The organism is Collinsella sp. Sow4_E3, from assembly GCF_052116285.1.
Lineage (GTDB): Bacteria > Actinomycetota > Coriobacteriia > Coriobacteriales > Coriobacteriaceae > Collinsella.
Genome location: NZ_JBQKLJ010000008.1, coordinates 51,351 through 77,741, shown reverse-complemented (window position 1 = coordinate 77,741; position 26,391 = coordinate 51,351). Strand labels below are relative to the sequence as shown.

General features: G+C 60.9%; 27 protein-coding genes, 2 tRNA genes and 1 other RNA gene. 5 read left to right on the top strand and 25 right to left on the bottom strand.

Annotation, left to right across the window (positions count from 1 at the left end; all coding sequences use genetic code 11):
- Positions 1-125 precede the first annotated feature (125 nt).
- The 17 genes from ACTQ48_RS06550 to ACTQ48_RS06470 form a co-directional block, all read right to left on the bottom strand.
- A complete protein-coding gene (locus ACTQ48_RS06550) occupies positions 126-965 on the bottom strand; it encodes a formate/nitrite transporter family protein (RefSeq protein ID WP_441570417.1) in 840 nt (279 codons plus the stop codon).
- Positions 966-1,004: 39 nt separating this feature from the next.
- A complete protein-coding gene (locus ACTQ48_RS06545) occupies positions 1,005-1,214 on the bottom strand; it encodes a hypothetical protein (RefSeq protein ID WP_441563463.1) in 210 nt (69 codons plus the stop codon).
- Between the two features lie 11 nt (positions 1,215-1,225).
- A complete protein-coding gene (locus ACTQ48_RS06540; protein ID WP_427747744.1) occupies positions 1,226-1,375 on the bottom strand; it encodes a hypothetical protein in 150 nt (49 codons plus the stop codon).
- A gap of 422 nt (positions 1,376-1,797) precedes the next feature.
- Positions 1,798-1,871 (bottom strand) — tRNA-Gly (locus ACTQ48_RS06535).
- Between the two features lie 6 nt (positions 1,872-1,877).
- Positions 1,878-1,954, bottom strand: a tRNA-Pro gene (locus tag ACTQ48_RS06530).
- A gap of 91 nt (positions 1,955-2,045) precedes the next feature.
- The gene (brnQ, locus tag ACTQ48_RS06525; RefSeq protein ID WP_441563464.1) at positions 2,046-3,404 is read right to left on the bottom strand and encodes a branched-chain amino acid transport system II carrier protein; all 1,359 of its coding nucleotides are present in this window, start codon (positions 3,402-3,404) and stop codon (positions 2,046-2,048) included.
- Positions 3,405-3,471: 67 nt separating this feature from the next.
- Positions 3,472-4,611, bottom strand: coding sequence for an aminotransferase class V-fold PLP-dependent enzyme (locus tag ACTQ48_RS06520; RefSeq protein ID WP_441570416.1), 1,140 nt, complete (start codon positions 4,609-4,611; stop codon positions 3,472-3,474).
- The gene (locus ACTQ48_RS06515; RefSeq protein ID WP_117847551.1) at positions 4,608-4,859 is read right to left on the bottom strand and encodes a DUF3343 domain-containing protein; all 252 of its coding nucleotides are present in this window, start codon (positions 4,857-4,859) and stop codon (positions 4,608-4,610) included. The genes ACTQ48_RS06520 and ACTQ48_RS06515 overlap by 4 nt, the downstream gene beginning before the upstream one ends.
- 19 nt (positions 4,860-4,878) lie before the next feature.
- Complete coding sequence (yedF, locus tag ACTQ48_RS06510; protein WP_154515345.1) at positions 4,879-5,505, bottom strand: sulfurtransferase-like selenium metabolism protein YedF; 627 nt, start codon at positions 5,503-5,505, stop codon at positions 4,879-4,881.
- 60 nt (positions 5,506-5,565) lie between these two features.
- Positions 5,566-6,615: a selenide, water dikinase SelD gene (gene selD, locus ACTQ48_RS06505; RefSeq protein WP_441570415.1), complete on the bottom strand. Its 1,050-nt coding sequence runs from the start codon at positions 6,613-6,615 to the stop codon at positions 5,566-5,568.
- A gap of 70 nt (positions 6,616-6,685) precedes the next feature.
- Positions 6,686-7,174 (bottom strand): BadF/BadG/BcrA/BcrD ATPase family protein, encoded by a 489-nt coding sequence (locus ACTQ48_RS06500; protein ID WP_441570414.1) that lies wholly within the window; start codon positions 7,172-7,174, stop codon positions 6,686-6,688.
- A gap of 155 nt (positions 7,175-7,329) precedes the next feature.
- Positions 7,330-8,358, bottom strand: a complete 1,029-nt coding sequence (locus ACTQ48_RS06495; RefSeq protein WP_441570413.1) for a double-cubane-cluster-containing anaerobic reductase — start codon at positions 8,356-8,358, stop codon at positions 7,330-7,332.
- Positions 8,359-8,475: 117 nt separating this feature from the next.
- Positions 8,476-9,546, bottom strand: a complete 1,071-nt coding sequence (locus ACTQ48_RS06490) for a sulfate/molybdate ABC transporter ATP-binding protein (protein WP_441570412.1) — start codon at positions 9,544-9,546, stop codon at positions 8,476-8,478.
- Positions 9,547-9,549: 3 nt separating this feature from the next.
- Complete coding sequence (modB, locus tag ACTQ48_RS06485; protein WP_441570411.1) at positions 9,550-11,031, bottom strand: molybdate ABC transporter permease subunit; 1,482 nt, start codon at positions 11,029-11,031, stop codon at positions 9,550-9,552.
- 115 nt (positions 11,032-11,146) lie between these two features.
- Entirely contained in the window at positions 11,147-12,019 is an 873-nt protein-coding gene (modA, locus tag ACTQ48_RS06480; RefSeq protein WP_441570410.1) for a molybdate ABC transporter substrate-binding protein, read from the bottom strand.
- A gap of 205 nt (positions 12,020-12,224) precedes the next feature.
- A complete protein-coding gene (locus ACTQ48_RS06475) occupies positions 12,225-12,704 on the bottom strand; it encodes a MogA/MoaB family molybdenum cofactor biosynthesis protein (RefSeq protein WP_427794485.1) in 480 nt (159 codons plus the stop codon).
- A 10-nt stretch (positions 12,705-12,714) separates the two neighbouring features.
- Entirely contained in the window at positions 12,715-13,977 is a 1,263-nt protein-coding gene (locus ACTQ48_RS06470) for a molybdopterin molybdotransferase MoeA (RefSeq protein ID WP_441570409.1), read from the bottom strand.
- A 210-nt stretch (positions 13,978-14,187) separates the two neighbouring features.
- Between ACTQ48_RS06470 and ACTQ48_RS06465 the strand changes: the two genes are divergently transcribed.
- Both ACTQ48_RS06465 and ACTQ48_RS06460 read left to right on the top strand, forming a co-directional pair.
- Positions 14,188-15,609 (top strand): chloride channel protein, encoded by a 1,422-nt coding sequence (locus tag ACTQ48_RS06465; protein ID WP_441570408.1) that lies wholly within the window; start codon positions 14,188-14,190, stop codon positions 15,607-15,609.
- A gap of 87 nt (positions 15,610-15,696) precedes the next feature.
- Entirely contained in the window at positions 15,697-16,659 is a 963-nt protein-coding gene (locus ACTQ48_RS06460) for a diacylglycerol/lipid kinase family protein (protein ID WP_441570407.1), read from the top strand.
- Positions 16,660-16,746: 87 nt separating this feature from the next.
- Here ACTQ48_RS06460 and ACTQ48_RS06455 read toward each other — a convergent pair whose 3' ends face one another.
- From ACTQ48_RS06455 to ACTQ48_RS06440, 4 genes are all read right to left on the bottom strand, one after another.
- Entirely contained in the window at positions 16,747-17,112 is a 366-nt protein-coding gene (locus tag ACTQ48_RS06455) for a peptide chain release factor family protein (protein WP_154515584.1), read from the bottom strand.
- A 98-nt stretch (positions 17,113-17,210) separates the two neighbouring features.
- Positions 17,211-17,789, bottom strand: a complete 579-nt coding sequence (locus ACTQ48_RS06450; protein ID WP_441570406.1) for a xanthine phosphoribosyltransferase — start codon at positions 17,787-17,789, stop codon at positions 17,211-17,213.
- A gap of 14 nt (positions 17,790-17,803) precedes the next feature.
- Complete coding sequence (locus ACTQ48_RS06445) at positions 17,804-18,118, bottom strand: hypothetical protein (RefSeq protein ID WP_441570405.1); 315 nt, start codon at positions 18,116-18,118, stop codon at positions 17,804-17,806.
- Positions 18,119-18,259: 141 nt separating this feature from the next.
- On the bottom strand, positions 18,260-19,543 hold the full coding sequence (locus ACTQ48_RS06440) for an O-acetylhomoserine aminocarboxypropyltransferase/cysteine synthase family protein (RefSeq protein WP_427719685.1): 1,284 nt from the start codon (positions 19,541-19,543) through the stop codon (positions 18,260-18,262).
- Positions 19,544-19,701: 158 nt separating this feature from the next.
- Here ACTQ48_RS06440 and ACTQ48_RS06435 point away from each other — a divergent pair, with 158 nt between their 5' ends.
- On the top strand, positions 19,702-20,220 hold the full coding sequence (locus tag ACTQ48_RS06435; protein ID WP_441570404.1) for a C-GCAxxG-C-C family protein: 519 nt from the start codon (positions 19,702-19,704) through the stop codon (positions 20,218-20,220).
- Between the two features lie 67 nt (positions 20,221-20,287).
- On the opposite strand, the gene ACTQ48_RS06430 is transcribed toward ACTQ48_RS06435, so the two are convergent.
- From ACTQ48_RS06430 to rpsA, 3 genes are all read right to left on the bottom strand, one after another.
- The gene (locus tag ACTQ48_RS06430) at positions 20,288-20,926 is read right to left on the bottom strand and encodes a YigZ family protein (RefSeq protein WP_441570403.1); all 639 of its coding nucleotides are present in this window, start codon (positions 20,924-20,926) and stop codon (positions 20,288-20,290) included.
- Positions 20,927-21,280: 354 nt separating this feature from the next.
- Positions 21,281-21,642, bottom strand: an RNA gene (gene rnpB, locus ACTQ48_RS06425) — RNase P RNA component class A.
- A 343-nt stretch (positions 21,643-21,985) separates the two neighbouring features.
- Positions 21,986-23,152, bottom strand: coding sequence for a 30S ribosomal protein S1 (rpsA, locus tag ACTQ48_RS06420; RefSeq protein WP_154515317.1), 1,167 nt, complete (start codon positions 23,150-23,152; stop codon positions 21,986-21,988).
- Positions 23,153-23,465: 313 nt separating this feature from the next.
- Here rpsA and ACTQ48_RS06415 point away from each other — a divergent pair, with 313 nt between their 5' ends.
- A complete protein-coding gene (locus ACTQ48_RS06415) occupies positions 23,466-24,224 on the top strand; it encodes an HAD family hydrolase (protein ID WP_427719687.1) in 759 nt (252 codons plus the stop codon).
- Here ACTQ48_RS06415 and ACTQ48_RS06410 read toward each other — a convergent pair.
- Entirely contained in the window at positions 24,221-25,540 is a 1,320-nt protein-coding gene (locus ACTQ48_RS06410; RefSeq protein WP_441570402.1) for an L-cysteine desulfidase family protein, read from the bottom strand. The genes ACTQ48_RS06415 and ACTQ48_RS06410 overlap by 4 nt on opposite strands.
- A 268-nt stretch (positions 25,541-25,808) precedes the next feature.
- On the opposite strand from ACTQ48_RS06410, the gene rpiB reads away from it, so the two are divergent.
- Entirely contained in the window at positions 25,809-26,276 is a 468-nt protein-coding gene (rpiB, locus tag ACTQ48_RS06405; RefSeq protein ID WP_427719257.1) for a ribose 5-phosphate isomerase B, read from the top strand.
- Positions 26,277-26,391: the final 115 nt, after the last annotated feature.

Sequence of the window (26,391 nt, the reverse complement as noted above, 5' to 3'; positions counted from 1 at the left end):
ACCAAAGGTGAATCAATCGTTCGAACGTCAAACTATCAGCCGATTCGATCGGCTGAGTCAATCAATCGCTATTATCCTCGCACGGCGACGCCCCGCGGGAGGTCCAACGTCAAACAGACGGTACCCTACGCCTCAGACTTCTTGGCGTAGATAAACCAGTAGCCGAGCGCGACCAGAACCGCACCGCCCACGATGTTGCCCAGCGTGGCGGCGGACAGGTTAAACGAAATGCCCGCGGCGTTGAGCGCATCGGCGCCGGCGACGTCGGCACCATAGCCGCACGCGTGCATCACGGCACCCATGGGCAAAAAGTACATATTGGCAACGCAGTGCTCAAAACCGCAGGCCACAAAGGCGGCGATGGGCAGCAGAATGCCCACGACCTTATCGACCACGGTCTTGCCGGCGGTACCGATCCACACGGCCAGGCACACAAAGATGTTACACAGGATGCCGCGGAAGAAGATCGTCAGCCAGTCGATCGTCACCTTGCCGGCGGCGACACTCACCATGGAATTGGCGACCGCCTCGCCGTTGAGCTTGTAAACGCCGGCCATGTACACCAAAAAGACGATGAACAAGGCACCGGCAAAGTTGCCAAGCCATACAACGACCCAAGCCTTGAGCATCTGGACCAGGGTGATCTTTTTGCTCTTGAGCGCGCAGACCATAAGCGAATTACCGGTGAACAACTCGGCGCCACACACCAGCACCAGCACCAGGCCCAGGCAAAAGCACAGGCCGCCCACGACGCGCTGGGTACCCCAGCCCAGCGTGCTGTCGCTCAAAAACACCGTAAAGAACAGACCGCCGAAGGCGATAAACGCACCGGCGAACATTGCCAACAGAAAGGCCTGAGCGACCGGCAGGTTAGCCTTGGTCACGCCGGCGGCCTCGGTCTTGGCCTCGATCGCGGCGGGTGCCAGGCAATCGGGGGCAGGGTACTCCACCTTGGAATCTGCCATGTCAATCACTTCTTTCCTAATCACCAGGGACAAGCGCTGCTACAGCTCCTGTCCCAAGCGGACAAAGTGGGAAAAGTCGTTGGCGGCCACGGCGTCGTACACGGCGTCAACGGCGTCAAAGACTTCCGGGGACATGGGGTTGTAGAACTCCATGTCGCCCGGCTGAATCCCTATGAAGAAGATATCATCGCACGATTGCTCGATTTCTTCGATCAGAATCGACAAAGGGAGCGAATGCGTGGTGAACATCGACTTGCGAGCTACGTCGCGTTTGTCGAGCAGGCGGATGGTGCCACCTGCTGAGCATGCAGGCCAAAGTCGTCGTCAAACACCGAGATGCCGGCCTTGGCCGACCCTCGAAAACCGCGTTCGTCGAGCAGCGCATCGCAGGCCTCGAGTAGCGACGGCACGTGCCAACCATAATCTGCCAGATAATAGCCGGCGTTTCCTGGCCGAGCAATCTCAACCTGAAGCTCAGGTGCAAGTTGCGGTGAAATACGGACTACATGGGCCATAAAAGCCGGAAAACAGCCCGTATTTCACCGCAACTTAGGAGGGGATGTGGGGTCTCCGGCATGTATATGAAAATGGCTCTGCTTCCAAAAGGAAGCAGAGCCATTCATCAATCTTATGGAGCGGGCGACGGGAAGTCCAAGGGTTTGCTTCGCAAACCCTTGTTTCGCTGCGGGCCATTGGCCCTTGCGTGCTGCGCTGGAAAATGCTCACGCATTTTCTCAGCTTCGCACCCTGCCGGGTTCGATTCCCGTCGCCTGGCACGCTTATGAAAACGGCTCTGGCGCCAAATAGAGCCAAAGCCGTTAAAACTATCCTATGGAGCGGGCGACGGGAATCGAACCCGCGTCATCAGCTTGGAAGGCTGGGGTTCTACCATTGAACTACGCCCGCAAGATATGGTCGGGACGACAGGATTTGAACCTGCGACATCCTGCTCCCAAAGCAGGCGCGCTACCAAACTGCGCCACGTCCCGAAGGTGTTGAGCAGCTAAGGTCTAAACCTTGCGTGTCCCAAAGCGAAGGAAATTATAGGGGAGACTTCCCGCTTGTGCAAGCGACGATACCCTAGCTCCTCGAATGTGTGACAAACTGGCTATGGAGCAGACCAATCACAAACGCCACAACGGCGGCCGGCGCCCACGCGGCTCCAATATCCGCCAGCGGCACCGCATCGAACGGTAGCCACGCGCCCGCAAAGAACGCGTCGCGGACCGAGGTGATCACGCTCTGCACCGCGACGACGCCGCCGACCCAGACCCACACCTGCGGATGAGCGTCGCAAAAGCCGTGCACCAGGCCCATAAGCACCAGCACGATGGCAACGGGATACAAGGCGTTGAGCATGGGCACCGAGAACATGAGGATCGCGTCGAGGCCCACGTTGGAGAGCACGCAAGAAAACGCCGCGAACACAAAGGCGAGAACCGCAAAGGGACGGCGCATAGCCTCCTCGGGAGCCTCCGCTCCCCCTTCGACCACATACGTCTCGCAGAAGTAGCGCGAGCAGCAGCTGATGAGGCCGATGCACACGTTCATGCAGGCGAGGAAAAAGATCGCAAAGACCACGATCGTGCCGGCAAGACCAAAGTGCATGGAGGCAGAGCGGGCAAGGATGGCGGCACCGTTGGTGGCATCGGGCACAACCGTGCCGAGCTGCATGCCGGCAAGCGCCAGGCCGCAGTAGATGATGGCCATGAGTACGCCGGCGATCACACCGGAACGCGAGATCTCGAAGGCCACGCGCTTGTCATCGGTCACGCCCAGCTCGTGGATGGTCTCGGCGATGATAATGCCGAAGGCGAGCGACGCAAGCAGGTCCATGGTCTGGTAGCCGGTCAAAAAGCCCTGCACGGCAGCGCCTGCATCGTAGGGAGCCTGCGGCGCGGCAGCGGGACCCAACGGCGAGACCACGGCGGCACCCACGACCAGCACGATGAGCGCAATGAGCGCGGGTCCCGTAATGCGACCGAGCACGCGCGTGATGACGCCCGGACGCAGCGTGAGCGCAAACGCGACGACAAAGAAGCCAACGGCAAACACCAGACGTGCCGTGCCGAGCGAGACGCCCTCGGGCAGCAGCGGCACCAGCATCTCGAAGGCCGTGGAGCTCGTGCGCGGAATAGCCAGGCACGGGCCGATGGCTAGATACACCGCCGCAACGAAGAATTCGCCAAACTTAGGATGCACACGCCCGGCCAGCTCGCGCGCCGTTCCGGCAAGCGCCACGGCGATAAAACCCATGACGGGCAGGCCGATGGCGGCAATCAGAAAGCCGAGCATGGCGAGCGGCGTGGCAGAGCCTGCCTGCAGCGCCAACAGCGGCGGAATAATGAGGTTGCCGGCGCCAAAGAGCATCGAGAACAGGGCGATGCCGACGGTAACGACATGGTCGGAGCGCAGGCCGCGCGAGGCGGATGAGGCCATGGGACCACCTTTCGGGTCGAAACAAAAACGGGACGGGCAAAAGACCCGTCCCGCAAGTATATACGCTCTAGCAGGCTAAATCGCGGAGCGCGTCAATCGCGGTGTCGACTTCCCCGTCCGTGTTGAAATACCCAAACGAGAAACGAACGACACCCTGGCGCTCGGTCCCCAGCGCGCGGTGCATGAGCGGGGCGCAATGGGCACCGGGGCGCGTCGCAATCCCCCAGCCTTGCATAAGCGCGTCCGAAATCTGGGCAGAGTCGATATCGCCCACGTTAAGCGAAACGATCGCCGAGCGCACGGGCTGGTCAAAGGCACCGTAGAGCTTAATCCCCGGAATCTCGCGCACGCCGGCAAGGAAGCGCTCTGCAAGCGAGCGCTCATGCGCCGCAATCGCCTCGACCCCACCCTGGGCCTCGATAAAGTCGAGGCCGGCAGAAAGACCCGCGATACCGTGACCGTTGAGCGTGCCCGCCTCAAGGCGCGTGGGCCACTCAAGCGGCTGCAGCGCATCGAAGCTGTGCACGCCCGTGCCGCCCATGGCCCACGGTGCCACGTCAATGCCTTCCGCCACGGCTAGGCCGCCGGTGCCTTGAGGTCCCATGAGCCCCTTGTGGCCGGTAAAGCACACCACGTCGAGCCCCATGGCATCCATGTCGATCTTCGCCGTGCCGGCAGACTGCGAGGCATCGACGATCACCAGCGCACCTGCCGCATGGGCCATGGCCGCTACGCGCGCAATGTCGACCGCGTTGCCGGTCACATTGGAGGCGTGCGTCACCACCACAGCACGCGTGTCCGGCGTGACCAACCGCTCGAGCTCGTCGTAGTCGAGCGCGCCGTTCGCGTCGCAGCCCGCATGCTCAACCGCCACACCCTGTTCCGCCGACAGGCGATTGAGCGGGCGTAACACCGAGTTGTGCTCGAGCACCGTCGTGACCACACGGTCGCCGGGGCGCACCACGCCACAGATGGCGGTGTTGAGCGCAGCCGTGGAGTTGGGCGTAAAGCACACATGGTCCGCTCTCGGGCAACCCAAAAGGCGCGCGAGCTTGGCACGGCAACCGTGAATCGTACGAGCCGCATCGAGAGCACCCGACGTGGCGCCGCGCCCGGCATTGCCGAGCGAGCACATCGCCTGCGTCACGGCATCGATGACCGTCTGCGGCTTGAGCATGGTCGTCGCCGCGTTATCCAGATAGATCATCGCACGACCTCCCACATGTCAATCACCGTAAAGCCCTCGGTGGGAACACCAGCTGCGGCAAGCTCGCCACGCAGCAGCTCCTCATCGGCAGGCAACGCCTTCCACGCCAGACCGCAGCCGGCAGCGACCTCCCCGGGCACGGGAATCGTTCGCCCGGGAAGGCCGCGCTCGATGCACAGGGACTCGCAGCCCATGGCGGCCGCCGTGGTGGGAAACGTGATGACAAGCGCCGGACGCTTCTCCCTCATGGCAACTCCAACCAATACGCTACGGGCGCACGACGCGCACGGCCTGCTCCATCTTCTCCACGATCACGTACATGTTGGTGACCTCGCCCACCGCAAGCTGGTCTTTGATGCCAAAGTGGTCCAGGCAGGTACCGCAGGTGAGAATCTCGACGCCCTGCTCGGCCAGGCCCTTCAGGTCATCGAGCACCGGCGAGCCCTCGACGGTGAGCTTGGCGCCGCCGTTGTAGAACAGCATGGTCGCGGGCAGCTCCTCCTGCTGCGTCACGGCAAAGATAAACGCCTTCATAAGCTTGTGGCCCAGCTCGTCGTCGCCGCGGCCCATGCAGTCGGTGTAGACGGAAATGACGAGCTTGCCCTTGCCGGCGCTGGCATCACAGAAGGCAGCACCGTCCTGCTCGGGATCAGCCACGGCCACGGCGCCGGCGGTCGCCACGGTCACGTGCCACTCGGCGTCAGAAACCTTCTCGACCGAGGCCGTGCAGCCCTTCTCCTGCGCCATCTTGGAGATGTTCTTGACGGCGGTCTCGTTATCGACCGAGGTCACGACAACGCCCTCGCCATCGAGTTGCTTGAGCGCTTTAAGCGTCTTGACGACGGGCAGCGGGCAGGCATCGCCCATGGCATTAACTTCAATCTTGGTAGACATAGCCTTTCCTTTCGAAAGAACCGTTCTAGAGAACGGTAAACAGTTACATAAACGTGCGGGCTAGCGGACAACGTGGACGGCAGGACCGCCCGGCACCGGCTCGCACACGCGGCCGACGACGGAGGCGATACGTCCTTCGGCATGCATACGGCGCGCAAGCTCATCCACATCGTCAGCAGGCGCCGCGATAAGCAGGCCGCCCGAGGTCTGCGGATCGTACAGCGCATCCAGCATGCCCGGCTCCAGGTCCTCGTCGGCAGCCACGCGCGGGCCAAAAAAGTCCTGGTTACGGTAGGCGCCGGCAGGGATAATGCCAAGGCGTGCCATGTCGAGCACCTGGTCAAAGAGCGGCACCGCCCCCGACACAAGCTCAATCTGCACGCCCGAGCCCTCGGCCATCTCGCACGCATGTCCGATCAGGCCAAAGCCCGTGATGTCGGTGCAGCCATGAAGCTCGAGGTCCTCGGCCAGACGAATCGGAGCCTCGTTGAGGGTCCGCATCGAGTCGAACATCGGGCTGGCATCGTCCTGTTCGATGAGCTCGCCCTTAATGGCCGTAGTGATGATGCCCGAGCCGATCGCCTTGGTCAGCAGCAGAACATCGCCCACGCGTGCGCCGCTGTTGGCGAGCATACGGTCAAGCGCGACAAAGCCACTCACGGACAGGCCGTACTTGGGCTCGTCGTCGTTGATGGTGTGGCCGCCCGCGATGGCACAGCAGGCCTCGACGCACTTGTCGGCGCCACCCGCCAGAATCTGGCCGGCAACCTCAACGCCCAGGCAACTGGGTATGCAAAGCAGGTTCATGGCATGGCTCGGCCGTCCGCCCATGGCGTATATGTCCGACAGCGAGTTTGCCGCGGCGATCTGGCCAAACAGGAACGGGTCGTCGACCATCGGTGGGAAGAAGTCGATGGACTGCACGAGGCCCAAGTTATCGCCAACGCGGAAGACACTCGCATCGTCGGAGGTATCGAACCCCACGAGCAGGTTGTCGTTATGCACATTGGGTAAGTCGCCCAGGACCTGGGCGAGGGCTCCAGGAGCCAACTTAGCGGCTCAACCGCTCGCGGCAGTCATCTGCGTGAGCTTCATGAGATCGTCAGCCATCGATTCCTCCTCTCATCGGTCAATCAGTTCCTCCCAGTATACGCATGAATGCGAGCCTACAACGGATGCATTAATTGAGCGCTTGTGCGCGAATGGCCGCGCCGATGGCACCGGCAAAGCGGGCCTGGGGCGAGGTGGTGACCGGCGAGCCCACCAATGCGCCAAGACGCTCGACGACATAGGCGTTTTCGCACAGACCACCGGTCAGATAGTACGGGGCGCCCGCGGCTTGCGAGGCCATGGTCGCCACACGCGAGACCACGCTCTCGATCACACCGCGGGCAATGTTCTCGCGCGGCTCGCCGCGGCCGATCAGACTAATGACCTCGCTCTCGGCAAACACCGTGCACATGCTGCTGATCTTGGTGGGCTCGCCGGAACGCGCCAGGTCGGCAGCCACGTCATAGGCAGCCGCTGCCAGTGCCTCGCGCAGCCGCTCGGAAGCATCGACCGACGAGAACCCGGTTGGCTGCACGCACGTCCACGCCACCGAATCCACCCCATCGACCACAGCGGCCTTAGCCGCCGTAGACCCGATATCGATCCCGATCCCTATCATGGCTCTCTCCTAATCTAAACATCAAAGGTAGCGGCGCGTTCTGGCGCCTTAGCTCTAGGTTTCTCAGGTGCCGGAGATTGCCCCGAAAGAGGAGCGCAGCGTACTTTGGGTACGCAAGCGACGGTTTGAGGGGCAAGATCCGGTGCCTGAGGAAGCTAGAGGGTTTCGATGAAGGCGGCGATGCGCGTCTCGATCTGGCCCATGTCGCCATTGCTGTAATCGGTCTCGATCTTCATATACGGAATCCCCGCACCTTCGACAGCTTCCTGCATGCGCGCACTCTCCACGTTAAAGGTGTGACAAGCCTGCAGCACACTCTCCACTACGCCATCGACGTGGTACTTCTCGCACATGGCCAGCGTGTTCTCCATACGACCGTCGTTGGGCGTCATGACCGAGCAGTTGATGTCCAGGTAGCGGTCGGCGATGGCGCGAAGGATGTCGGGAGCCTCCGGGTCGATCATCATGGCCGCCGTGCGCTCGCCCGAGCAATCGTCCATGCACACGACCACACCGCCGTTGGACTCGATGGTGCGGCCGATCTTGTTGATCACGCCGCCCACCGGGCAGCCGGTGATCAGAATGCGCTTGGCATCCGCCGCAACTGGGCGCTCGCCCGCGTTGTAGGCCTCGCGCAGCTTGGCAACCTTTTGCTCCAACTGCTGCGTATAGGCCTCGATATCAAAGCTGAACGTACCGGCAAACATGGTGCTCATCAGGTCGACGCCGCTCATGGCCGCCGGCTGGTTGGCCTGCAGTGCAAACATCTCAAGCTGGGCCGCACGCAAGCGGTTGCGACGACGGACGGCAGCGCGCAGGTCATCGTCGGTAATCGTGATACCGTAGAAGCCCTCGAGCTCCTCCTTGAGCAGGCGGCACTCCTCGTACCAGCCTTCACGCTCGTAGGCGCGGTCGCGACCCTGAGGAAGATGCAGAATGTGCGTGCGCTTGAGCTCCCCCAGCAGCTCGTACATCTTCTTCTTGCCGTCGCAGGTGGTCTCGCCGATGATCATGTCGCTAAAGTACGTAAACGGGCACTTTTGCGAGTAGGCAAAGCCGTACGTCGACTTGATGAGCGGACACAGATTTGACGGCAGCACCTTCTCGGCCTCGGGAATCACCTCGTCGGACGTACCGCACAGAGCCACGCTTGCAGCCCCCGCGGCATCGTCGTACGACAGCATCGTGTGCCGTCGTTTAATAAATTATTATCTTGATTGATAAGAGTTTGTCATCCCTCATTCGGCGAACGGCAAAAACAAAGCCGCCGAGGCTTATATCCCCGACGGCATTACCCGGCGCTATCGACAAACCAAATGGATCCTACTGGCATCAAAATGCATGCGCAGCGTCTCGCCTGCTTGCGGTAGCTCGTCGACAGGCACGCTCACCTTGTTGACCTTCCACTGCAGGCGCGTGGGCGCATCGACGCGCGGTACATCCAGCAGCACCAGGCGCTCAAAACGCGAATCGCTCACTCGGGCCACGTGCAAATCATAGCTGTTGCGGCCCCGCTCGGCACGGTTGTCAACATGGAAGTAACTTGCGCGAATGCCCAGGTACACCACATTATTGGGAACCTCGCGACCCACGTTAAAGGTCATGCCCCAATCGAGCGCCTCAACTTCTTCGTCGCCGATCTTGCGCGCCCGGCTCGTGTTCTTACACCCCGTCAGGCGCAGCGCCGCCAGCGTCTGCGGACGGCGGACCACGTCCTCGACGGAGCCGATCTCCTCCACATGCCCGTTATGCATCACGCAGATGCGCTGGCAGAGGCGGCACGCTTCGTCGATGTCGTGGCTCACGTAGAGCACGGTGCGGTTGCACACATCGAACAGGTCGAGCATGTTCTGCTCGAGGGCGCTCTTAAGATAGGAATCGAGCGCGCTCATGGGCTCGTCGAACATAAAGATGCCCGGATGCGCCGCCACCATGCGGGCGAGCGCCACGCGTTGCTGCTGTCCGCCCGAAAGGCGCGCGGGGTAGCGGTCGGCAAAATCGGCCAGGCCGAAAATGCCCAGATAGCGCTCGGCAAGTTGCTTGCGCGCCACGGCGTCGCCCGCATCCTTTACGCCGGCGCATACGTTATCGGCCACCGTCATGTTGGGAAAGAGCTGATAGTTTTGGAACAGCAGGGCACATTTGCGCTCCTGAGGCGACAGGTTGATGCCCGCCGCCGAGTCAAAGAAGGTTACACCGTTGACGACGATCTTGCCCTCATCGGGCGTCTCCACGCCGGCAATGCAGCGCAGCGTGCAGCTCTTGCCGCAGCCCGAGGCGCCCAGCAGCGCCACACGCTCCTCGCCGGCCTCAAGCTGCATGTCGAGCGTAAACCCGGGATAGTGCTTTTTGATATCCAGAACGAGCGACATGGCCTATCGACCTCCCTGCAAAGCGGCATCATCGCACATGAGCTCGGCCAGCGCCTCGCGATCGATACGCAAGGCATCGCCGCCCGCCGGGTCGAGCGAATCGCCCCGTCCCGCGAGATCTTTGGCCTGCTTGCGCTCCGCACGGGAAAGGCCGCGCTCGCGATACTTTTGCGAATGAGCGGTGTACATATTGATGAACAGAATGACCAGGAAACTGAACATGATCACGACGGCGACCCAAAAGAGGGCCACCGACGTGTTGCCGCCCATCCATTCAAAGTAAATGGCGATGGGAATGGTCTGCGTAATGCCGGCGTAGTTGCCCGCAAAGAACAGCGTGCAGCCAAACTCGCCCATCGCGCGGGCAAAGGCGAGCACCGTGCCGGCGGCGATGGAGGGCCAGCCGAGCGACATCATGAGCTTGGCAAAGATGCGACGTTCGGACCATCCCAAGGTTCGCGCGGCGTCGAGCATCTGCGTGTCGAGGCTCTCGAAGGCACCGAGTGCCGTACGGTAGACCAGGGGAAACGACACCACCACGGCAGATATCACCGCCGCCGGCCACGTAAAGACAATCGAGATGCCGTGCGCGATGAGCCACTGGCCCACCCCGGTCGAGCGGCCAAACAGCATGAGGAGCAGAAAGCCGCAGACCGTGGGCGGCAGCACCATAGGAATCGTAAAAACCGAATCGAGCAGGCCCTTGATGTGGCTCGAGGTACCCATAGTCTTCCACGCGGCGAACAGCCCCAGCGCAAAGGAGGTCAGCAGGGCAAGGCCGCTCGTTTTTATGGACACCCAAAACGGGCGATAGTCGATGTCGCCCAAGAAGGCTGCGGCGCGCTCCGCCAGCGACGGCGGCACCGTCGTCGACACGTCCGCATACCGCACGAGGGCGGCGTTATCACTCCACAGGACGCCGTCACCCAAATCTAGCTCGGCATTCGCGGCGTCGGCGGCATTCACTACCGTGTAGTAATCGCCGTTGCCGCCCTTCACCTTAAACTGATAGCGGTAATCGCTCTGCACCAGCGCGTTATCCGAGGTAAAGGCCCATTCGAGATTAGAGTCCTCCAGCAACGCACCACCCATGGAGTGCGACTTGTCGAGCCCCACGAGCATCTTCTTGAGCGCCTTTTGGTCATCTGCCTTTGAGATATCGAGCCCCGCGTCTTTGGCGGCATGGGCGTCGAGCCAGACCACGATGCTCTCAGGCGTCGTCACCGTCACGAGGGTCGTCTTCTTGTAGATAGGAAAACGGTAACCCTCGGGCTGACCCGCAAACGAACGGGCTGTGCCCTTGGCATTGCGCTCAAACGCGTTGAGGCCAAACCCGACGCCATCGATAAGCGCGGAATCTTCGGTCGCCTGGCGGCCATCGGCGGTGGTGAAGAGCGCCTCGGCCCGAGCAACCCCGGGCGGTGCGGTCAGCACGCACAGAATCGCGGCCAGCACGGCAAGCAGGCGAATCGTTTTCCTTGACACGGGCGACTCCTCAAACACAGGGCAACGGCGCGCGGACACGCCGGTTCAATCAAAAGGGCGGGCGATCGCGAGAACGCCCGCCCTCAAGCATATCGTTATGCAGTGATGTTGCGTACTACGCGGAAAGCTCAAAGCCGTACTTAGCCCAAATCTTCTGGGCTTTCTTGTTGGTCAGGCAGAAGTCGATGAACGCCTTGGCCTCGTCGGCGTGCTCGGAGCTATCGGCGACAGCGCCGGGATACACGATGGTCTTGTGCGAGTCCTCGGGGCACACGAAGGCCTCCTCGATGCCGTCGTAGCGGAAGATATCGGAGCTGTAGACAAAACCGGCCACGCAGTCGCCTGTAGCGACGTAAGACGCAGCGGTGCCGACCTTGTCGGCCAGAGCCACCTTGTCGGCGAGCTCGGGTGCATACTCGCCGTCGTCGCCCTCGGTGCCGGTGTAGAGGCCCACGGAGGCCAGGGCCTGGTTGGCGTACTTGCCGGCGGGAACGGTCTTGGCGTCGCCAATGGCGATCTTGCCGTCCAGATTCGCGACGTCGGCGATGGCCTCGACCTTGGTGTCGGAGCCCTCGGCGCGAATGATCACGAGGTCGTTGACGAACATGTCCTCACGCGTGTCGGCGTCGACGAGCTCGGCGGTCTCAGCGTCATCCATGGTGCCCTTGGAAGCGGTGATGAGCACGTCGACCGCAGCACCGGCGCGCATCTTCTCGACAAGGTCGCCGGACGCCTTAAACTGCGTGTCGGCAAACGTGGTGCCGGTCTGGTCGGTATAGAGTTTCTGAACCTCGGGCAGGGCCTTCTCGAGCGAGTTGGCGGCAAAGACTTGCAGCTCAACAGCCTTCTTGGACGAAATCTTGGAGGAGCCGGCATCGGAGCCAGTCGGCCCAGACGTCTTGCTGCCGGAACAGCCGGCAAGCCCAAGGCCGGCAGCGGCGACAGCGGAAAGTGAAACGAACCCGCGGCGAGAAACCGTATCGAACATGTTCAACCCTTTCGAACGCTACGCCCGGGCACCCCGCCGCAAGCTTTATTCTGTTACTAGATTATACTTTTGCGCGAATAGTGTTTGTGATAAACATTTCTCGTCTAATAACTTTCTTTTACCGATAACCACGAGACGGCCCGCACTGTCGTTGCATAAAAAAGGCGGAGCAGCCCGTAAGGTCACTCCGCCGCAGGTAATGCGCTTATTTGGCGTGCCCGCCGCCCGCCGTCATTTGAGCTGCGTGCTCCAGCTGGTCGCTCACAGCCTCCCAGCTTTCGCGGGCCGCTTTCGTTGATCCCGGAAAGTTGATGACAAGTGTATGCCCACGCTGCATGCACACGGCGCGCGAAAGCATAGCACGGCGCGTCTTGGTCATGGAGTACGCACGGATTGCCTCTGCAATACCCGGTACATCGCGGTCGCAGACGGCACGCGTCGCCTCGGGCGTCACGTCGCGCATCGAAAGGCCCGTGCCGCCGCAGGTGAGCACGACATTGGCGTGGCACTCATCGGCCGCTTCCACAATGGCATCACCGATCTCGCTGACGTCGTCGCGCACGACCACATGTGAGGCGACCGTCCAGCCCTGCGCCGCGATGAGTTCCTCGAGCGCAGCACCCGCCTCGTCCTGGGCAAGATCGCGCGTATCCGAGCACGTCACAATCGATATCTTCAGCTCCATAGCATTCCTCCTATAGCACCGTGCCCTCAGGCAAGTCGACACGCACGACATCCACGACGTCGCCCGCCCTGAGGTCACACGGGCCTTCGTCAATACGCAGCAGGCAGTTGGCCCGCTGCATCGTGCCGAGCAGCGCCGAATTCTGCGTCTTGGCCTCGGTCACCAACAGCTCACCGGTCTCGGGGTCGCGCAAAACCGTGGCACGATCGAAGAAGCGGCGATGCTGTCGCTTCTTCACGCCGTGTGTGAGCTTCGCCTGCTGCACGGGACGCAGGCCCTCGGCAAAGCCGCGCATCTTGCGGATCGCCGGGCGGGCGAGCATCTCAAAGCCCACATACGCCGCCGCGGGATTGCCCGAAAGTCCCAAATATGGCTTGCCCCCCAGCAGGCCAAACGTGATGGCCTTGCCGGGACGCATCGAGATGCGGTCGAACAGCACCTCGCCCTCGCGCCGAACGAGCGCCGTCACATAGTCGTAATCACCCGCAGAGGCGCCACCACTCGTAATGACAAAATCGCACTCCTGCGCGGCGCGATGCACCAGCTCGGCAATCGCCTGCTCATCATCGGGCGCAATGCCGTAGAACACGGGCTCGGCTCCTGCATCGAGCGCCTCGGCCATCAACGCCGACGAGTTGGAGTCGCGAATCTGCCCGCGCGCCGGCACGTTACTCGGTGCGACCAGTTCCGTCCCCAGCGAGATAATGCCCACGCGCGGCGCGGCATGCACCTTCACGCTCGCATACCCGGCGCTCGCCAGCAAGCCGGCGCCCGCCGGAGCCACAACCTCTCCAGCGTACATCACGACGTCGCCAGTATGCGCTTCCTCAGCAGCCGATCGAACGTTCTCCCCCACCTTGGCCGGCGCCGAGAATCTCACACGCGAACCCTCGTTGCCGTCACCGTCGAGCACATCGACGTTCTCGTACTTCACCACGGCATCGGCACCTTCGGGTACCGGCGCGCCCGTCATGATACGAACCGTGTCGCCCGCGCCGATTGCGCCCTCAAAGACATGGCCCGCCGCCTCGTGCCCCACGACAGAAAGCGTCACGGGCGCCTCGCCAGATGCCTGCACCAAGTCCGCCGAGCGCACGGCATATCCGTCCATAGCGCTGTTGGCAAACGGCGAAATGTCGATATCGGCCACCGCGTCCTCGGCCAAGGGAAGACCGGCGGCCTGCCACACGGGAATCTCGACGAGATCGGTCGGAGCAACGTGCGACAGAACAATCGACTGCGCGTCCTCCAGCGGAATGAGTTTCTCTGCCATATGCACCTCTTAATGCCACAGCGCACAACGGGGGCGCCAATTCTTTATGCTTGTCTCAGTATAATCCCCTGCCGCACGGCGGCGAAACGACCCACGTTCTCGAATACATCTGTCGGCCGCAAGCCGCGAAACAGAACCGAAACCAACCTGCCGGTTTGTCACGTTTGGCACGTTCTATAATGCTCGTGTTGCAACCTAAAAGAGGACCGCATGGCTTTTACCGACAAACCCGAAAGCGCAAACGAGGCGCAGGATCATTCCCAGTCGCTCGACAACGGCGGCTTTTTCTCCCTGAACGACGTCATCATGGCAGGCAGGCAACAGCTCACCCGCTCCGAGCATCTCTTGGCTGCCGACACGCGCCGCAATGCCCACAACCTACTCGCGAGCGCTAAGTTGCTCGTGCTCGTCGTCATCGTCTCGCTCGCCATGGGCGTTGCCGCTTGGGCGTTTTTGGCCTCGTTGAATATCGCGACCGACTATCGCGAGCACCATACGTGGATTTACGCGCTGCTTCCCGTTGTGGGCGTTGCCACCGCATGGGCGTACAAAAACCACGGTCTTGCCGCCAAACGCGGTAACAACCTGGTCATCGACTCCGCTCTGGGCACACGCCTCATCCATAAGCGCATGGCCGTCCTCACCTTCGTCTGCTCCACGCTCACGCACCTAACGGGCGGATCGGCCGGTCGCGAGGGAGCCGCGGTGCAGATTGGCGGCACCATCGCCAGCAACATCTCAAGCCTCGCCCACCTCAAAAAGCATGACCACCACGACCTCATGCTCGCCGGCATCTCGTCGGCCTTTGGCGCCGTATTCGGCTCTCCCCTTGCCGGAGCTTTCTTTGGCATGGAGATGTGCTTTATCGGCAAGATCGACTACACCGCAGGGATCTACTGCCTGGTCGCCTCGTTTACCGGCTACTTTACATCACTCGCCCTGGGTACCGAGTACGAAGCGAATGCCATCGCCAGCGTTCCCGCCATGACGCCCAAAACGGTCGCTATCGTTGTTATCAGCGCCATTATCTTCGGTCTGACGGCACGCCTCTTTGCCTGGTCGGTTCGAACCGTCAAGAGCCTGTACGGTCGCTTTATCACCAATTACCTCGTTCGCGCACTTATAGGCGCACTCGTGGTTTTGGCTGTCTATGCCCTCCTCGACGCCTGGGACTACGCCGGCCTTTCCACGTGGCTTTCGGGCGCCGGGTTTGCCGGCAACACCACCCTCGCCGACGCCGCCATCAAGCTCGTCGTAACGGCACTCACCCTGGGTGCCGGTTTCCAAGGCGGCGAGGTCACGCCCCTGTTTGGCATCGGTGCGGCACTCGGTGGCTGGATCGGTTGCCTTACCGGGCTCGACCCCAGTTTTCTAGCGGCTCTCGGCATGCTCGGCGTGTTCTGTGCCGGCCTTAACGTGCCCATCACCACCTGCATGATGGCCATCGACCTGTTCCACGGCACGGCCGCCGGGTTCTTTGTCATCGTGGCCTTTATCAGCTATCTCGCCGGCGGACACCGCGGAGTGTACCCTGCCCAGCGCATCATCTCACCCAAGCGCCGTTCGCTTATAGTGGATGAGGGCGGTACGGTAGCGGATGCTATCGAGCGCCACAACGACCTGATAGAGTAGACGTTAGTATTCGCCGTGCAGCCACAATCGGGGGGCAATTGGACCCGAGCGCGACCGCACCGTCACGCCATACGCCGGGAGCCGCCCATGCACGCAACTGATTTTGGTCGAACGCTCATCATCGCCAACCCAGCCGCCCAATCGGGTGCGGCGCGCGAAGTTGCCGAGCGCCTGCAACGCTTTTTGGACATGACTGCACGCGCATCCGAGTTTGACCTGGTATTGACCGAGTGTATGGGACACGCCAAGGAGCTGGCCGCACAGGCTCAGGGCTATCGCACCGTTATCGCCCTTGGCGGCGACGGTGTGATCCACGAGGTCCTCAACGGGCTTATGACACAAAAGGAGGACCCCCGCCCCGCTCTTGCCATCCTACCCGTGGGTTCCGGCAACGATTTTGCCCAAACGCTCGGTATAGAAGATTTCTCCGGCAAGGATTTTGGCGCGCTGCTCACCTGCGAGCTGCAGCGTCAGGACATCGGTCGCATTCGCTCATGGAACCCCGCAAGCGGTAGCGGCGAGGCTTCCGTTGAGTACTACGACCAGACGCTCTCCGTCGGTATTGACGCCGCCATCGGCCTGGGCACCACCGAGCTGCGCAAAAAGACGGGCCTCACCGGCGCTCCGCTCTACACCCTCTCGGGACTTGAACAGTTTGGCCTGCGCTATCGCAACTACCCCATGACAGTCAGCTTTGACGGCGCGCCCGCCGAGCGCGTGAGGGCGATCATCATGGCGATTCAGCTGGGCCCCACCTATGGCTCGGGCTATCGCATCTGTCCCGACGCCGACCCGTGCGACGGCATGCTCGACGTTTGCTACGCCTGCGGCCCCGTTCCGCGCGCGGTCGCGCTTCCCATGTTCCTTTCGGCCAAGGACGGCCACCATACCAAGTTGCCGCCGGTTTGCATGCGTCGCTGCCGCCATGCCGAGCTCACCTTTGAGGAGCCCGACTACCCCATCCAGGCCGACGGCGAACCTGTTATCGCCTCGCGCATCGAAGTCGACATCCTACCCGGTGCCCTCCAAGTCTGGCGTCCAACCCGCTAACCACCCCTAAGTTGCGGTGAAATAGGGACTGTTTATGCAGGTAAAGCCGCAAAACAGTCCCTATTTCACCGCAACTTATCGAGAAGATCACTCCTCCCCGCCCGGCTTGCGGCGGTTGGCCTTTTTAATGGCGTTGAAGTGCTTGTCATTAAGTCTGCGCTGGCGAGAGCGCTGAGGCACCTTGGTCTTTACGCGTCGACGCGGTGGACGCCCGCGACGCTCAAGCTCAGCGCGCAGCTTACGCAAACAGCAGCTACGATTTTGGAACTGGCTGCGACTCTCGCGCGCCGTCACGGTAATCCCCGTAGGGATATGTTTCATGCGCACCGCCGAGTCCGTCGTGTTCACGCCTTGCCCACCCGGACCCGTCGCGCGAAACACCTGCACCTCGCAATCGCGCGCCAGCTCCTCGACCGACATCTCGGCATAGCGCGCATACTCACGCCATCCCATCGTGTTCTCATCCATATCAACACCTCCCCTCATACAAAAAATGTGACAAAGGGACAGTCCCTTTGTCACATCGCATACCAATCGCTTGTGTTGCGCGCTTAGGCGAAGGTGATCTCGCCGTTCTCACAGTCCATATCGGCGATACGGGCCAGGCTCTCAACACGGAAGCCGCGCTTGCGGAGCTTATCGCCACCGCCCTGGAAGCCCTTCTCCACCGCAATGCCAATGCCGGACACCTCGGCACCCGCAGCCTCGCAGATTTTGATAAGACCCTCGAGCGCGCATCCGTTGGCCAGGAAGTCGTCGATAATCAGGACCTTGTCGCCCTCGGACAGGAAGCGCTTGCCAACGATGACCGGGTACTCCCTCTGCTTGGTAAAGGAGTAGATGGTCGTGGCATACTGCTCGCCGTCGAGGTTGATGGACTGCGCCTTCTTGGCAAAGACCACCGGCACGCCGCCAAAATGCTGGGCCGCGATGCAGGCCATGCCAATGCCCGAAGCCTCGATCGTAAGGATCTTGTTAATCTCGACATCCTCGAACAGACGGGCCCACTCGGCACCCATGTGGTCAAACAGTTTAACGTCGCACTGGTGGTTGAGGAAAGCATCAACCTTAAGGACATTACCGGCCTTTACGATGCCGTCATGGCGAATACGGTCCTCAAGCTCCTGCATGGCGCAACCCCTTCTCACGGCAACGATACCGCGCGATTAATAAACGTTGTTCGATAGTCTACCACGGACCGACCCCCGCCCGCCCCACAAGCCGCATCGCACCGCAAAGCCGCAAGCAGATACACCGAGCTTACCAGCTGAATGCGATCGAGGCCCACGCCCAGTTCCTTTTGCATCACGGGCAGCGCCACGGTCACGACGGTCGAATCCAGACACACTATAAACGTCATGATGAGCACCGTAAACAGAATCGCCCATTTGTTCTTGCCATGGGTGTCTCCCTCAAGAGCGATGTGTTCGCGGCGCAGCTGCTCTGCGGTTTTCTCCATATCCATCCTTTCGAGCGGCGCAACACAAAAACGGGGCCCCAATCGCCTGTAAACAGTCGCGATTGGGGCCCCGTCTGCGGTATCGGAGCTAAAGGTCGCCGAAGCTTTCTGCCGGCATCGGCGCCTTGCACGAACGCTAGCCTAGCACTGCTCGAGCGCCTGCTCAAGGTCGGCAATCAGATCGGCCGTGTCCTCGAGGCCGCACGACAGGCGCACCATGTCGGCGGAGATACCACAGGCGATAAGCTCCTCATCGTTCATCTGGCGGTGCGTGGCGTTAGCGGGATGCAGGCAGCAAGTGCGGGCGTCGGCCACATGCGTGGCGATCTGAGCGAGCTTGAGGCTCTTCATAAAGGTCTCGGCCGCCGCGCGACCACCGTTAAAGCCAAAGCTCACAACGCCGCAGGTACCGTTGGGCATGTACTTTTGAGCTAGGTCATAGTACTTGTCGCCCTCCAGACCCGGATAGCTCACGAAGCGCACCTTGGGATGGCTCTGCAGGAACTTGGCAACAGCCAGGCCGTTCTCGCAATGACGCGGCATGCGCACATGCAGGCTCTCGAGCGAGCTGTTCAGGAAAAACGCCGCCTGCGGGTTCTGCATGGGGCCGAGGTCGCGCATGAGCTGAGCGGTTGCCTTGGTAATGAAGGCGCCCTCGCGACCGAACTTCTCGGCATAGGTCACGCCGTGGTAGCTCTCATCGGGCGTGGTGAGACCCGGGAACTTGTCCGCATGGGCCATCCAGTCAAACTGGCCGTGGTCGACGATCACGCCGCCCAGGCAGGCCCCATGTCCATCCATGTACTTGGTGGTGGAGTGCGTAACGATATCGGCGCCCCACTCAAAGGGACGGCACATCACGGGCGTCGGGAAGGTGTTGTCGACCATCAGCGGCACGCCGTGGTCATGCGCGGCCTTGGCAAAGCGCTCAATATCGAGCACGGCAAGGGCGGGGTTGGCGATCGTCTCGCCAAAGACGAGTTTGGTATTGGGCTCAAAGGCTGCCTCGAGCTCCTCATCGGTGCAATCGGGGGCAACGAACGTGCAGGTAACGCCCATACGACCCATGGTATGGGCAAGCAGGTTGTAGGTACCGCCGTAGATGGCCGAGCTTGCGACCACATGATCGCCGGCGCCGGCCACGTTAAAGATCGCGAGGAAGTTCGCAGCCATGCCCGAGCTCGTGAGCATCGCAGCGGTGCCGCCCTCCATCTCGCAGATCTTGGCGGCAACCAGATCGCACGTAGGGTTCTGCAGACGGCTGTAGAAATAGCCAGACTCCTCCAGGTCAAACAGCTTGCCCATGTGCTCGGACGTGTCATACTTCCACGTGGTGGACTGGTAGATGGGCACCTGGCGCGGCTCCGCGTCTCCCGGGTGATAGCCGCCCTGAACACATGTCGTACCGATGGTCTGCTCGCTCATATCTAGCTCCCTTGCCTGGGTTACATTTTTATCCGGTTCACGATACCGCTACCCCGCACCCCTCTCAACCCATCCCCAAGGTAGGTTATGAGACAAATCAACCGGGGGCATTTATCGCAGATCTTGGCATTTATTCGATAGATAAAAATGAGGCATACATGAGGCTTTCGATGAACAAATGCGTCGGCAAGGGTACCATAGGCGAGTACACCGTTACCGAGGAGACAACGATGAAGCAAATCGATACTGCCCAGCTCGACATCACCGCCTGTCAGGCTCAGGCTGCCGAATACCACGCCCGTGGCTTTAACTGCGCACAGGCCGTCGCCTGCACGCTCGCACCCGCCGTCGGGCTCGACCCCCAGACCGCCTTTATCCTCACCGAGGGCTTTGGCGCCGGCATGGGCGGCATGACCGAGACCTGCGGCGCCATCTCGGGCGCCGTGGCCATCATGGGCTTTGTAATGAGCGACGGCATGGATAACCCCAAGACCAAGGGCCAGACTTACAAGCTGTCGCGCGAAATCGCCAAGCGTTTTAAAACGAAAAACACGACGACCGTCTGCGGCACGCTCAAGGGCATCGGATCGGACAATGGTCCGCTCCGCAGCTGCCCCGGCTGCATCGACGACGCCATCGAGATCGCCTGCGATGTGCTAAAGCAGCTCGCCGAGTAAACGGCGGCAACAGAAAACGACGGCCGGCGTGCTTGGGATTCATCCAAAAGCACGCCGGCCGTCGCCGTTAGAACTCGGCAAATTTGGGAGCGCCGACCTCAATCTCCTCGCGCCCCGCCATAAGCTCGCGCATCTTAGCGCAAAACGGCTCCTGCTCCCCCGCCTTAAACACCAAATGAATCGTCACGGCATCCGCGTAATCGGTATCCGAAACCTTGGCACCCAAATCCTGCGCCAAACGAAGCACCTGCTCATACTGCGGATAGGCCACGTGCACGTCAACAGGCACGACGCTCGTCATCTCAACAACCTGCCCTGCCTCCTGAGCAGCTGCCACCGCCGCCTGCGTCGCCGCGGTATAGGCGCGCACCAAGCCACCGGGCCCCAACAGCGTGCCGCCAAAATAGCGCGTCACCACGCAGCAAACATTTTTGAGCCCAGCGCCGCGCAACACCTCGAGCGTCGGCATGCCGCTCGTGCGGCTCGGCTCACCGTCATCACTCTGACGCTCGCGTCCATCGACCAAAATCCACGCGGGAACATTGTGTCGAGCGTCGTAATGACGCTTGCGAACCATCTCGATGAAGGCATTCGCCTCATCCTCGGATTCAATATGGACCAGCTGGGCAATAAACCGGCTCTTGCGATCCACAAACTCGCCAGAAGCCTCAATATTCGATCGCAGAGTAAAATAGCTGTCCAACAAAGCCCCTCAACAAAACTAAGCGCGGCAACAAACAGCCTCAATAATACGGCAAAGGCCGTACCGATAATCCCGGTAAATAGAACGGCAACGCCAATGACCAGGCAAAAACAGCGAGATGCCAAAAACGGAACCGCCGATGATTCCGCCAACGAAAGCAAGAACCCGTCAGCGCGAGCAAGGTGCCTTGAAAGACGAGATTACAACAAAAAAGAGGGCGTTTATGACCAGGCAAAGAAAGCGAGACGGCGTCAGCTGAGTCGATTTGGCCCGAAAGAGGAGGGAGCACGCCTTATGGCGGCGACCGACGAATGAGCGCCAAATCGGCCAGCTGACGCCGTCGCAGCGTCGACAAGAAAGCTGAGTGGGCCTATAAGCCGGGTTCTGTCATGAACGGTCATTTATCTTGTCTGCACGTTACCGTGCAGCTCCACGCACGCTACCCGAACGCGGACCGGGCCGGCCCATAGCGTTCCTATTCGCGCTTGCTCCGGATGGGGCTTGCCAAGCCGCCGTGTTGCCACGACGCTGGTGGTCTCTTACACCACCGTTTCAGCTTTTCCCTTTACGCCTTGCGGCGCAGGTGGGAGTCTTCTTTTCTGCGGCGCTTTCCGTCGGATCACTCCGCCCGGCCGTTAGCCGGCATCCCGCCCTCTGGAGCCCGGACTTTCCTCACGCGTGCCGCAAGCAGCACATCGCGCGACCGTCTGGCCCACTCAGCAGTGCAAGAGTGTAACACACCGTTGCCGCAGGCAAAGGCACAACACAAGCGTTCGACACGATATACCAAGAACCATGCCATGCGGTACAATAGGGTCGTCGATGGGCAACGTCGCCAGTCGAGACGCGACCGCGCTCCGCACCCCTCCGTCTACTCGGTGCGTTCCCGCCTCCTCCCCGAGGCGGGATGTCGGCATTTTCATGCACCGACAACCCAATAGCCCCCGTGAACAGCCCGGACAGCATTGCGCACGAGTAGCATTGCGCACCTCACCGGCAAACGCAAAAAGGGACCCGTCCATTGCGGACGGATCCCTTAAAGCAAGTGATCGTCAAACCGATTTACTCGGCGTCGGTCTCCTCGTCCTTCTTCTCGGAAGGCAGCGGGGTAACCTCGATCTCGACGCCCAGAGTCTCTGCAGCGGACTTCATAGACAGGGAGATACGACGACGGTCGAGGTCGATCTCCATGACCTTGACCTGAACCTTGTCGCCCACGTGGGTGACCTGAGAAGGCTGGTCGACGTGCTTGTTGGCCATCTCGGAGATGTGCACCAGGCCCTCGATGCCCTCGCCCAGATCGACGAAAGCGCCAAACGGGACAAGCTTGGTCACAGTGCCCTCGACGATAGCGCCGACGGGGTACTTCTTGACCAGTGCGCGCCACGGATCCTCGGTGGTCTGCTTGAGACCCAGGGAGATGCGCTCGCGGTTGAGATCGACGTCGAGAACCTCGACCTCGACCTCCTGGCCGACCTTGACAACCTCGGAAGGATGGTTGACGTGGTTCCAGGAGAGCTCGGAGATGTGGATGAGACCGTCGATACCGCCGAGGTCGACGAAGGCGCCGAAGTCGACGATGGAGGAAACGGTGCCCTGGAGACGCATGCCAGACTTGAGCTTGGACAGGATCTCGGAACGCTCGGCCTTACGGGACTCCTCAAGCACGACGCGACGGGAGAGAACGACGTTGTTGCGGTTGCGGTCCATCTCGATGACGCGGGCCTCGATGCGGGTGCCCATGTAGGAGGTGAGGTCCTTGACGCGACGGAGGTCGACGAGGGAAGCGGGCAGGAAGCCACGCAGGCCGATGTCGAGGATCAGGCCGCCCTTGACAACCTCGATAACCTCGCCCTCGACGTTCTCGCCGGAGTTGAACTTCTCCTCGATGCGGTTCCAAGCACGCTCGTACTCGGCACGCTTCTTGGAAAGGACCAGACGACCGTCCTTGTCCTCCTTCTGGAGAACCAGGGCCTCGATGGAATCACCGAGTGCAACGATGTCTGCAGGGTTAGCGTCCTTGCGGATGGACAGCTCGCGGACCGGGATAACGCCCTCGGACTTGAATCCGATGTCAACGAGCACCTCGTCATGCTCGATCTTAACGACAGTACCGTTAACGAGATCGCCCTCATCAAAGTCGGTAATCGTACCGTCGATGAGGTTGTTCATCTCCTCCTCGTTGACATCGTCAAGAGAGAAAATGGACGAGTTCTGAATCTCACTCAAAGGTGGACCCCTTTCGAACTACGGGGCCCCGATTGCTAGGACCTACAGAAGGGTGCGACAAGCACACAACGTTTAGGAACACTCGGGAGCCGACAGATACTAATGTGACGCTTATGCAATCACGTTCGTATAGGTTACGTGGAAATCACTTCGATTTCAAGCGTGAACTGCGATTTTTTACTCGTATGGAGACTTTTTCGCAATCTTGTGAACGACCGTCTCCATAAGTTGACGATAAGCAGTTGAGTATACGGCTTTGGGGTAAAGTATCCGGAGCCAACGTTCTAAACGATTTTTCGAGAAAGGTGCCCGCGTGCTCAAAGCAGTCGTTTTCGATATGGACGAGACGCTTCTCAGCATCAATCTCAACGCGTTTATCCTTCGCTATTTTAAGGATGTCTCGTCAATGCTCGCGGATATCGGACGATGCAGCCGCGGTGGCACGATGGCACGCCTCGGCACCATCCTGGTCGACCTCAACGCCAATCGCCGAAGCGGCACGGACAATCGCACCAATCTTGAGTTTTACCGCACCGAGGTCGAGCGCAGGTGCGGCATCTGCCTCTCGGACCCACTCATCTACGAGGCTTTTACCTACTATGAACGCGAAGTTCTCCCGTACAAGAATGACGATGCCATCAATGCCCACGCCATGCCGGGTGCACATGCCGCACTCCAGGCTGTACGGGACGCAGGACTGCGTTGCGCACTCTTTACCAACCCCAGCTTTCCCCAGGGGGCCATCGAATGCCGCATGGGTTGGGGTGACCTGGCCGACGCCCCCTTTGAGCTCGTGACGCACATGGGAAACGCCACCCGTTGCAAGCCCGATGCCACCTATTACCTGGAGCAGCTGCAGGCCATGGGGCTCGAACCGCACGAGGTCCTTATGGTGGGCAACGACCCCAAGCGCGACTTCCCCAGCCCCGCCTGCGGTATTCAAACTGCCTATGTTGGCCAGGGAAAACCCAGTCGAGCCACCTGGCGCGGAACCATGGAAGACTTCGCCCGCGACTTTAACGCCGTAATCGATGCCTTCTACGAGCACCAAGTAGCCAACGAATTGTCCTAACAAACTTGGGTTTTGCCGATCATGATGTTGAGGATTTCGACGTCAGTGTCCTTCATACCCACGCGACCCACATAGCCCATGCTGGCGATCGTCTGCTCAACGGTATCTTGGATCAGGCCCTCGCCGGCGCGGAAGCCGCGGCCCTGCATGGCCATATCGTGGCCCAGAATCGCCGCATCAACGGCTGCGGAAATCTTGGCGGCACAGCTCGCCTTGGCGCCATCGCACACGATGCCGCCCACGTTGCCGAGCGTATTCGAGACCGTCGCGCCGATCTGATCACGCGTGCCACCGCACAGCCAGGTAATCGCAGCGCCGGCACCGCACGCGGCGCAAATAGCACCGCAAAACGCCGAAAGTGCACCAATATAGCTTTTGATATGCACGGCAATAAGATCGGACAGCATCACGGCGCGCACCAGGCGCTCGTGGTCGCAGCGCAGATACTCGGCATATTCCATAACGGGCAATGCACAGGTAATGCCCTGATTGCCCGAGCCGCACACAATGGCGACCGGCAGTGCGCAGCCGTTCATGCGGGCGTCGGACCCGGCGGCTGCACGGGCACGGGCACGGCAGGCGACGTCATCGGCACGAGCGCCCAGCAGCGTACGGCCCACCTCGGCACCCCAAGCGTGCGCCAAGCCCTCTGCGCTAATGGCGCCGTTCAGCTCGATCTGACGCTCAACGGCAGCGCGAGCACCCTCAACATCGCCGTCCTCAATAAAGTCGATGATGGTCTCGATCGACATGGGCGTGTCGGCGCTATCTGCCGCGCGCTCGGCCACCACGCGCTCGGCGCAGGCGGCACACTCCCCCACCGACTTGCCGCATACCGGAATACCGTCGAGTGTATGGCACGTGACATTGGTGTGGTGGTCGGTAATCTCGACGACCGCGGTATGCCCCCCGGCCGTGGCAGTCACCTTGATGTAGAGGTTGGGCACGCCCTCGACAAGCGACACATCGCAGTAGCCGGCATCGGCGAGGAGCTCGGCCACGCGAGCACGGTCTTTATCGTCAACACTCTCGAGCACCTCGAGCGCGCTCTTGGCGTCGCCGCCCACGGCACCCAGCACGGCCGCGGCTTCAATACCATGCATACCGCCCGAGTTAGGCACGGTCACGCTCTTTACGTTCTTGATGATGTTGCCCGAGCAGGCAACATCCATATGATTGGGTTCGCAACCGAGCGTCTGGCTCGCCAGCGCCGCTGCATAGGCAACGGCAATGGGCTCGGTGCAGCCGAGCGCACAGACAAGCTCACGGTTCAAAACATCGCAAAACGCGGTATCACGAAGGGAATCGGCAGGCATAGGTATCTCCTACTTGTATAACGGCTGGGCTCTCAAAATAGTTCGCTATTGTATTTGATAACAATGCATCAAAAACCACAACCATGGTTCCGGCGGACGGCGCTCGAACACAAATTGGCGGCATTATTCATGAGAAGCCGGTCTTATTGCATGCTAAAGCGTTTGAGCAAAAAACGCCCGAGCGTTTACACAAAAGTCGCGCTATCATGCAGTCGAACGCGGTAAAACCTTTAGCAATCTCGCCGCACAGACCAGAGAGGAAGCATCCATGAAGATCGGTATCGGTAACGACCACGCCGCCGTCGAGCTCAAGAACATCATCTCCGAGCACCTGAAGGAGCGCGGCTGCGAGGTCGTGAACTTTGGCACCGACACCTCCGAGAGCTTTGACTACCCCATCGCCGGCTACAAGGTGGGTAAGGCCGTTGCCAACGGCGACGTCGACCTGGGCATCCTCATCTGTGGCACCGGCGTCGGGATTAGCCTGGCTGCCAACAAGGTCGAGGGCGTACGCGCCGTCGTGTGCTCCGAGCCCTTCAGCGCCAAGCTCTCCCGCATGCACAACAACACCAACGTGCTCGCCTTTGGTGCCCGCGTCGTGGGCTCCGAGCTCGCCAAGATGATTGTCGACGAGTGGCTCGACGCCGAGTTTGAGGGCGGCCGCCACGAGCGTCGCGTCAATCTCATCAACGAGATCGACCAAACCCGCGGACTCAAGGTCGTCGACGAGGCCTAAAGACTTACAACACCATACGTTAACGACAGCCCCCGTCCGGAACACACATCCGGACGGGGGCTGTTTAGTAGATTTTTGGGATATACCTAGAAATCTACTGGAATAAAAAGGGCGC

What these genes read in the sequence shown, in the direction of transcription:
- ACTQ48_RS06475 (WP_427794485.1), bottom strand. Translation starts at nt 12,704, where the DNA reads ATGGAGCTGAAGATATCGATTGTGACGTGCTCGGATACGCGCGATCTT.
- ACTQ48_RS06495 (WP_441570413.1), bottom strand. Translation starts at nt 8,358, where the DNA reads ATGCTGTCGTACGACGATGCCGCGGGGGCTGCAAGCGTGGCTCTGTGC.
- ACTQ48_RS06450 (WP_441570406.1), bottom strand. Translation starts at nt 17,789, where the DNA reads ATGCAGGAGCTTGAGGACCGTATTCGCCATGACGGCATCGTAAAGGCC.
- ACTQ48_RS06440 (WP_427719685.1), bottom strand. Translation starts at nt 19,543, where the DNA reads ATGAGCGAGCAGACCATCGGTACGACATGTGTTCAGGGCGGCTATCAC.
- ACTQ48_RS06500 (WP_441570414.1), bottom strand. Translation starts at nt 7,174, where the DNA reads ATGATAGGGATCGGGATCGATATCGGGTCTACGGCGGCTAAGGCCGCT.
- ACTQ48_RS06520 (WP_441570416.1), bottom strand. Translation starts at nt 4,611, where the DNA reads ATGATCTATCTGGATAACGCGGCGACGACCATGCTCAAGCCGCAGACG.
- ACTQ48_RS06445 (WP_441570405.1), bottom strand. Translation starts at nt 18,118, where the DNA reads ATGGAGAAAACCGCAGAGCAGCTGCGCCGCGAACACATCGCTCTTGAG.
- ACTQ48_RS06490 (WP_441570412.1), bottom strand. Translation starts at nt 9,546, where the DNA reads ATGTCGCTCGTTCTGGATATCAAAAAGCACTATCCCGGGTTTACGCTC.
- ACTQ48_RS06435 (WP_441570404.1), top strand. Translation starts at nt 19,702, where the DNA reads ATGAGGCTTTCGATGAACAAATGCGTCGGCAAGGGTACCATAGGCGAG.
- modA (WP_441570410.1), bottom strand. Translation starts at nt 12,019, where the DNA reads ATGTTCGATACGGTTTCTCGCCGCGGGTTCGTTTCACTTTCCGCTGTC.
- ACTQ48_RS06550 (WP_441570417.1), bottom strand. Translation starts at nt 965, where the DNA reads ATGGCAGATTCCAAGGTGGAGTACCCTGCCCCCGATTGCCTGGCACCC.
- ACTQ48_RS06410 (WP_441570402.1), bottom strand. Translation starts at nt 25,540, where the DNA reads ATGCCTGCCGATTCCCTTCGTGATACCGCGTTTTGCGATGTTTTGAAC.
- ACTQ48_RS06515 (WP_117847551.1), bottom strand. Translation starts at nt 4,859, where the DNA reads ATGAGGGAGAAGCGTCCGGCGCTTGTCATCACGTTTCCCACCACGGCG.
- yedF (WP_154515345.1), bottom strand. Translation starts at nt 5,505, where the DNA reads ATGTCTACCAAGATTGAAGTTAATGCCATGGGCGATGCCTGCCCGCTG.
- ACTQ48_RS06545 (WP_441563463.1), bottom strand. Translation starts at nt 1,214, where the DNA reads ATGTTCACCACGCATTCGCTCCCTTTGTCGATTCTGATCGAAGAAATC.
- ACTQ48_RS06470 (WP_441570409.1), bottom strand. Translation starts at nt 13,977, where the DNA reads ATGGCAGAGAAACTCATTCCGCTGGAGGACGCGCAGTCGATTGTTCTG.
- ACTQ48_RS06455 (WP_154515584.1), bottom strand. Translation starts at nt 17,112, where the DNA reads ATGGGATGGCGTGAGTATGCGCGCTATGCCGAGATGTCGGTCGAGGAG.
- brnQ (WP_441563464.1), bottom strand. Translation starts at nt 3,404, where the DNA reads ATGGCCTCATCCGCCTCGCGCGGCCTGCGCTCCGACCATGTCGTTACC.
- rpiB (WP_427719257.1), top strand. Translation starts at nt 25,809, where the DNA reads ATGAAGATCGGTATCGGTAACGACCACGCCGCCGTCGAGCTCAAGAAC.
- ACTQ48_RS06465 (WP_441570408.1), top strand. Translation starts at nt 14,188, where the DNA reads ATGGCTTTTACCGACAAACCCGAAAGCGCAAACGAGGCGCAGGATCAT.
- ACTQ48_RS06460 (WP_441570407.1), top strand. Translation starts at nt 15,697, where the DNA reads ATGCACGCAACTGATTTTGGTCGAACGCTCATCATCGCCAACCCAGCC.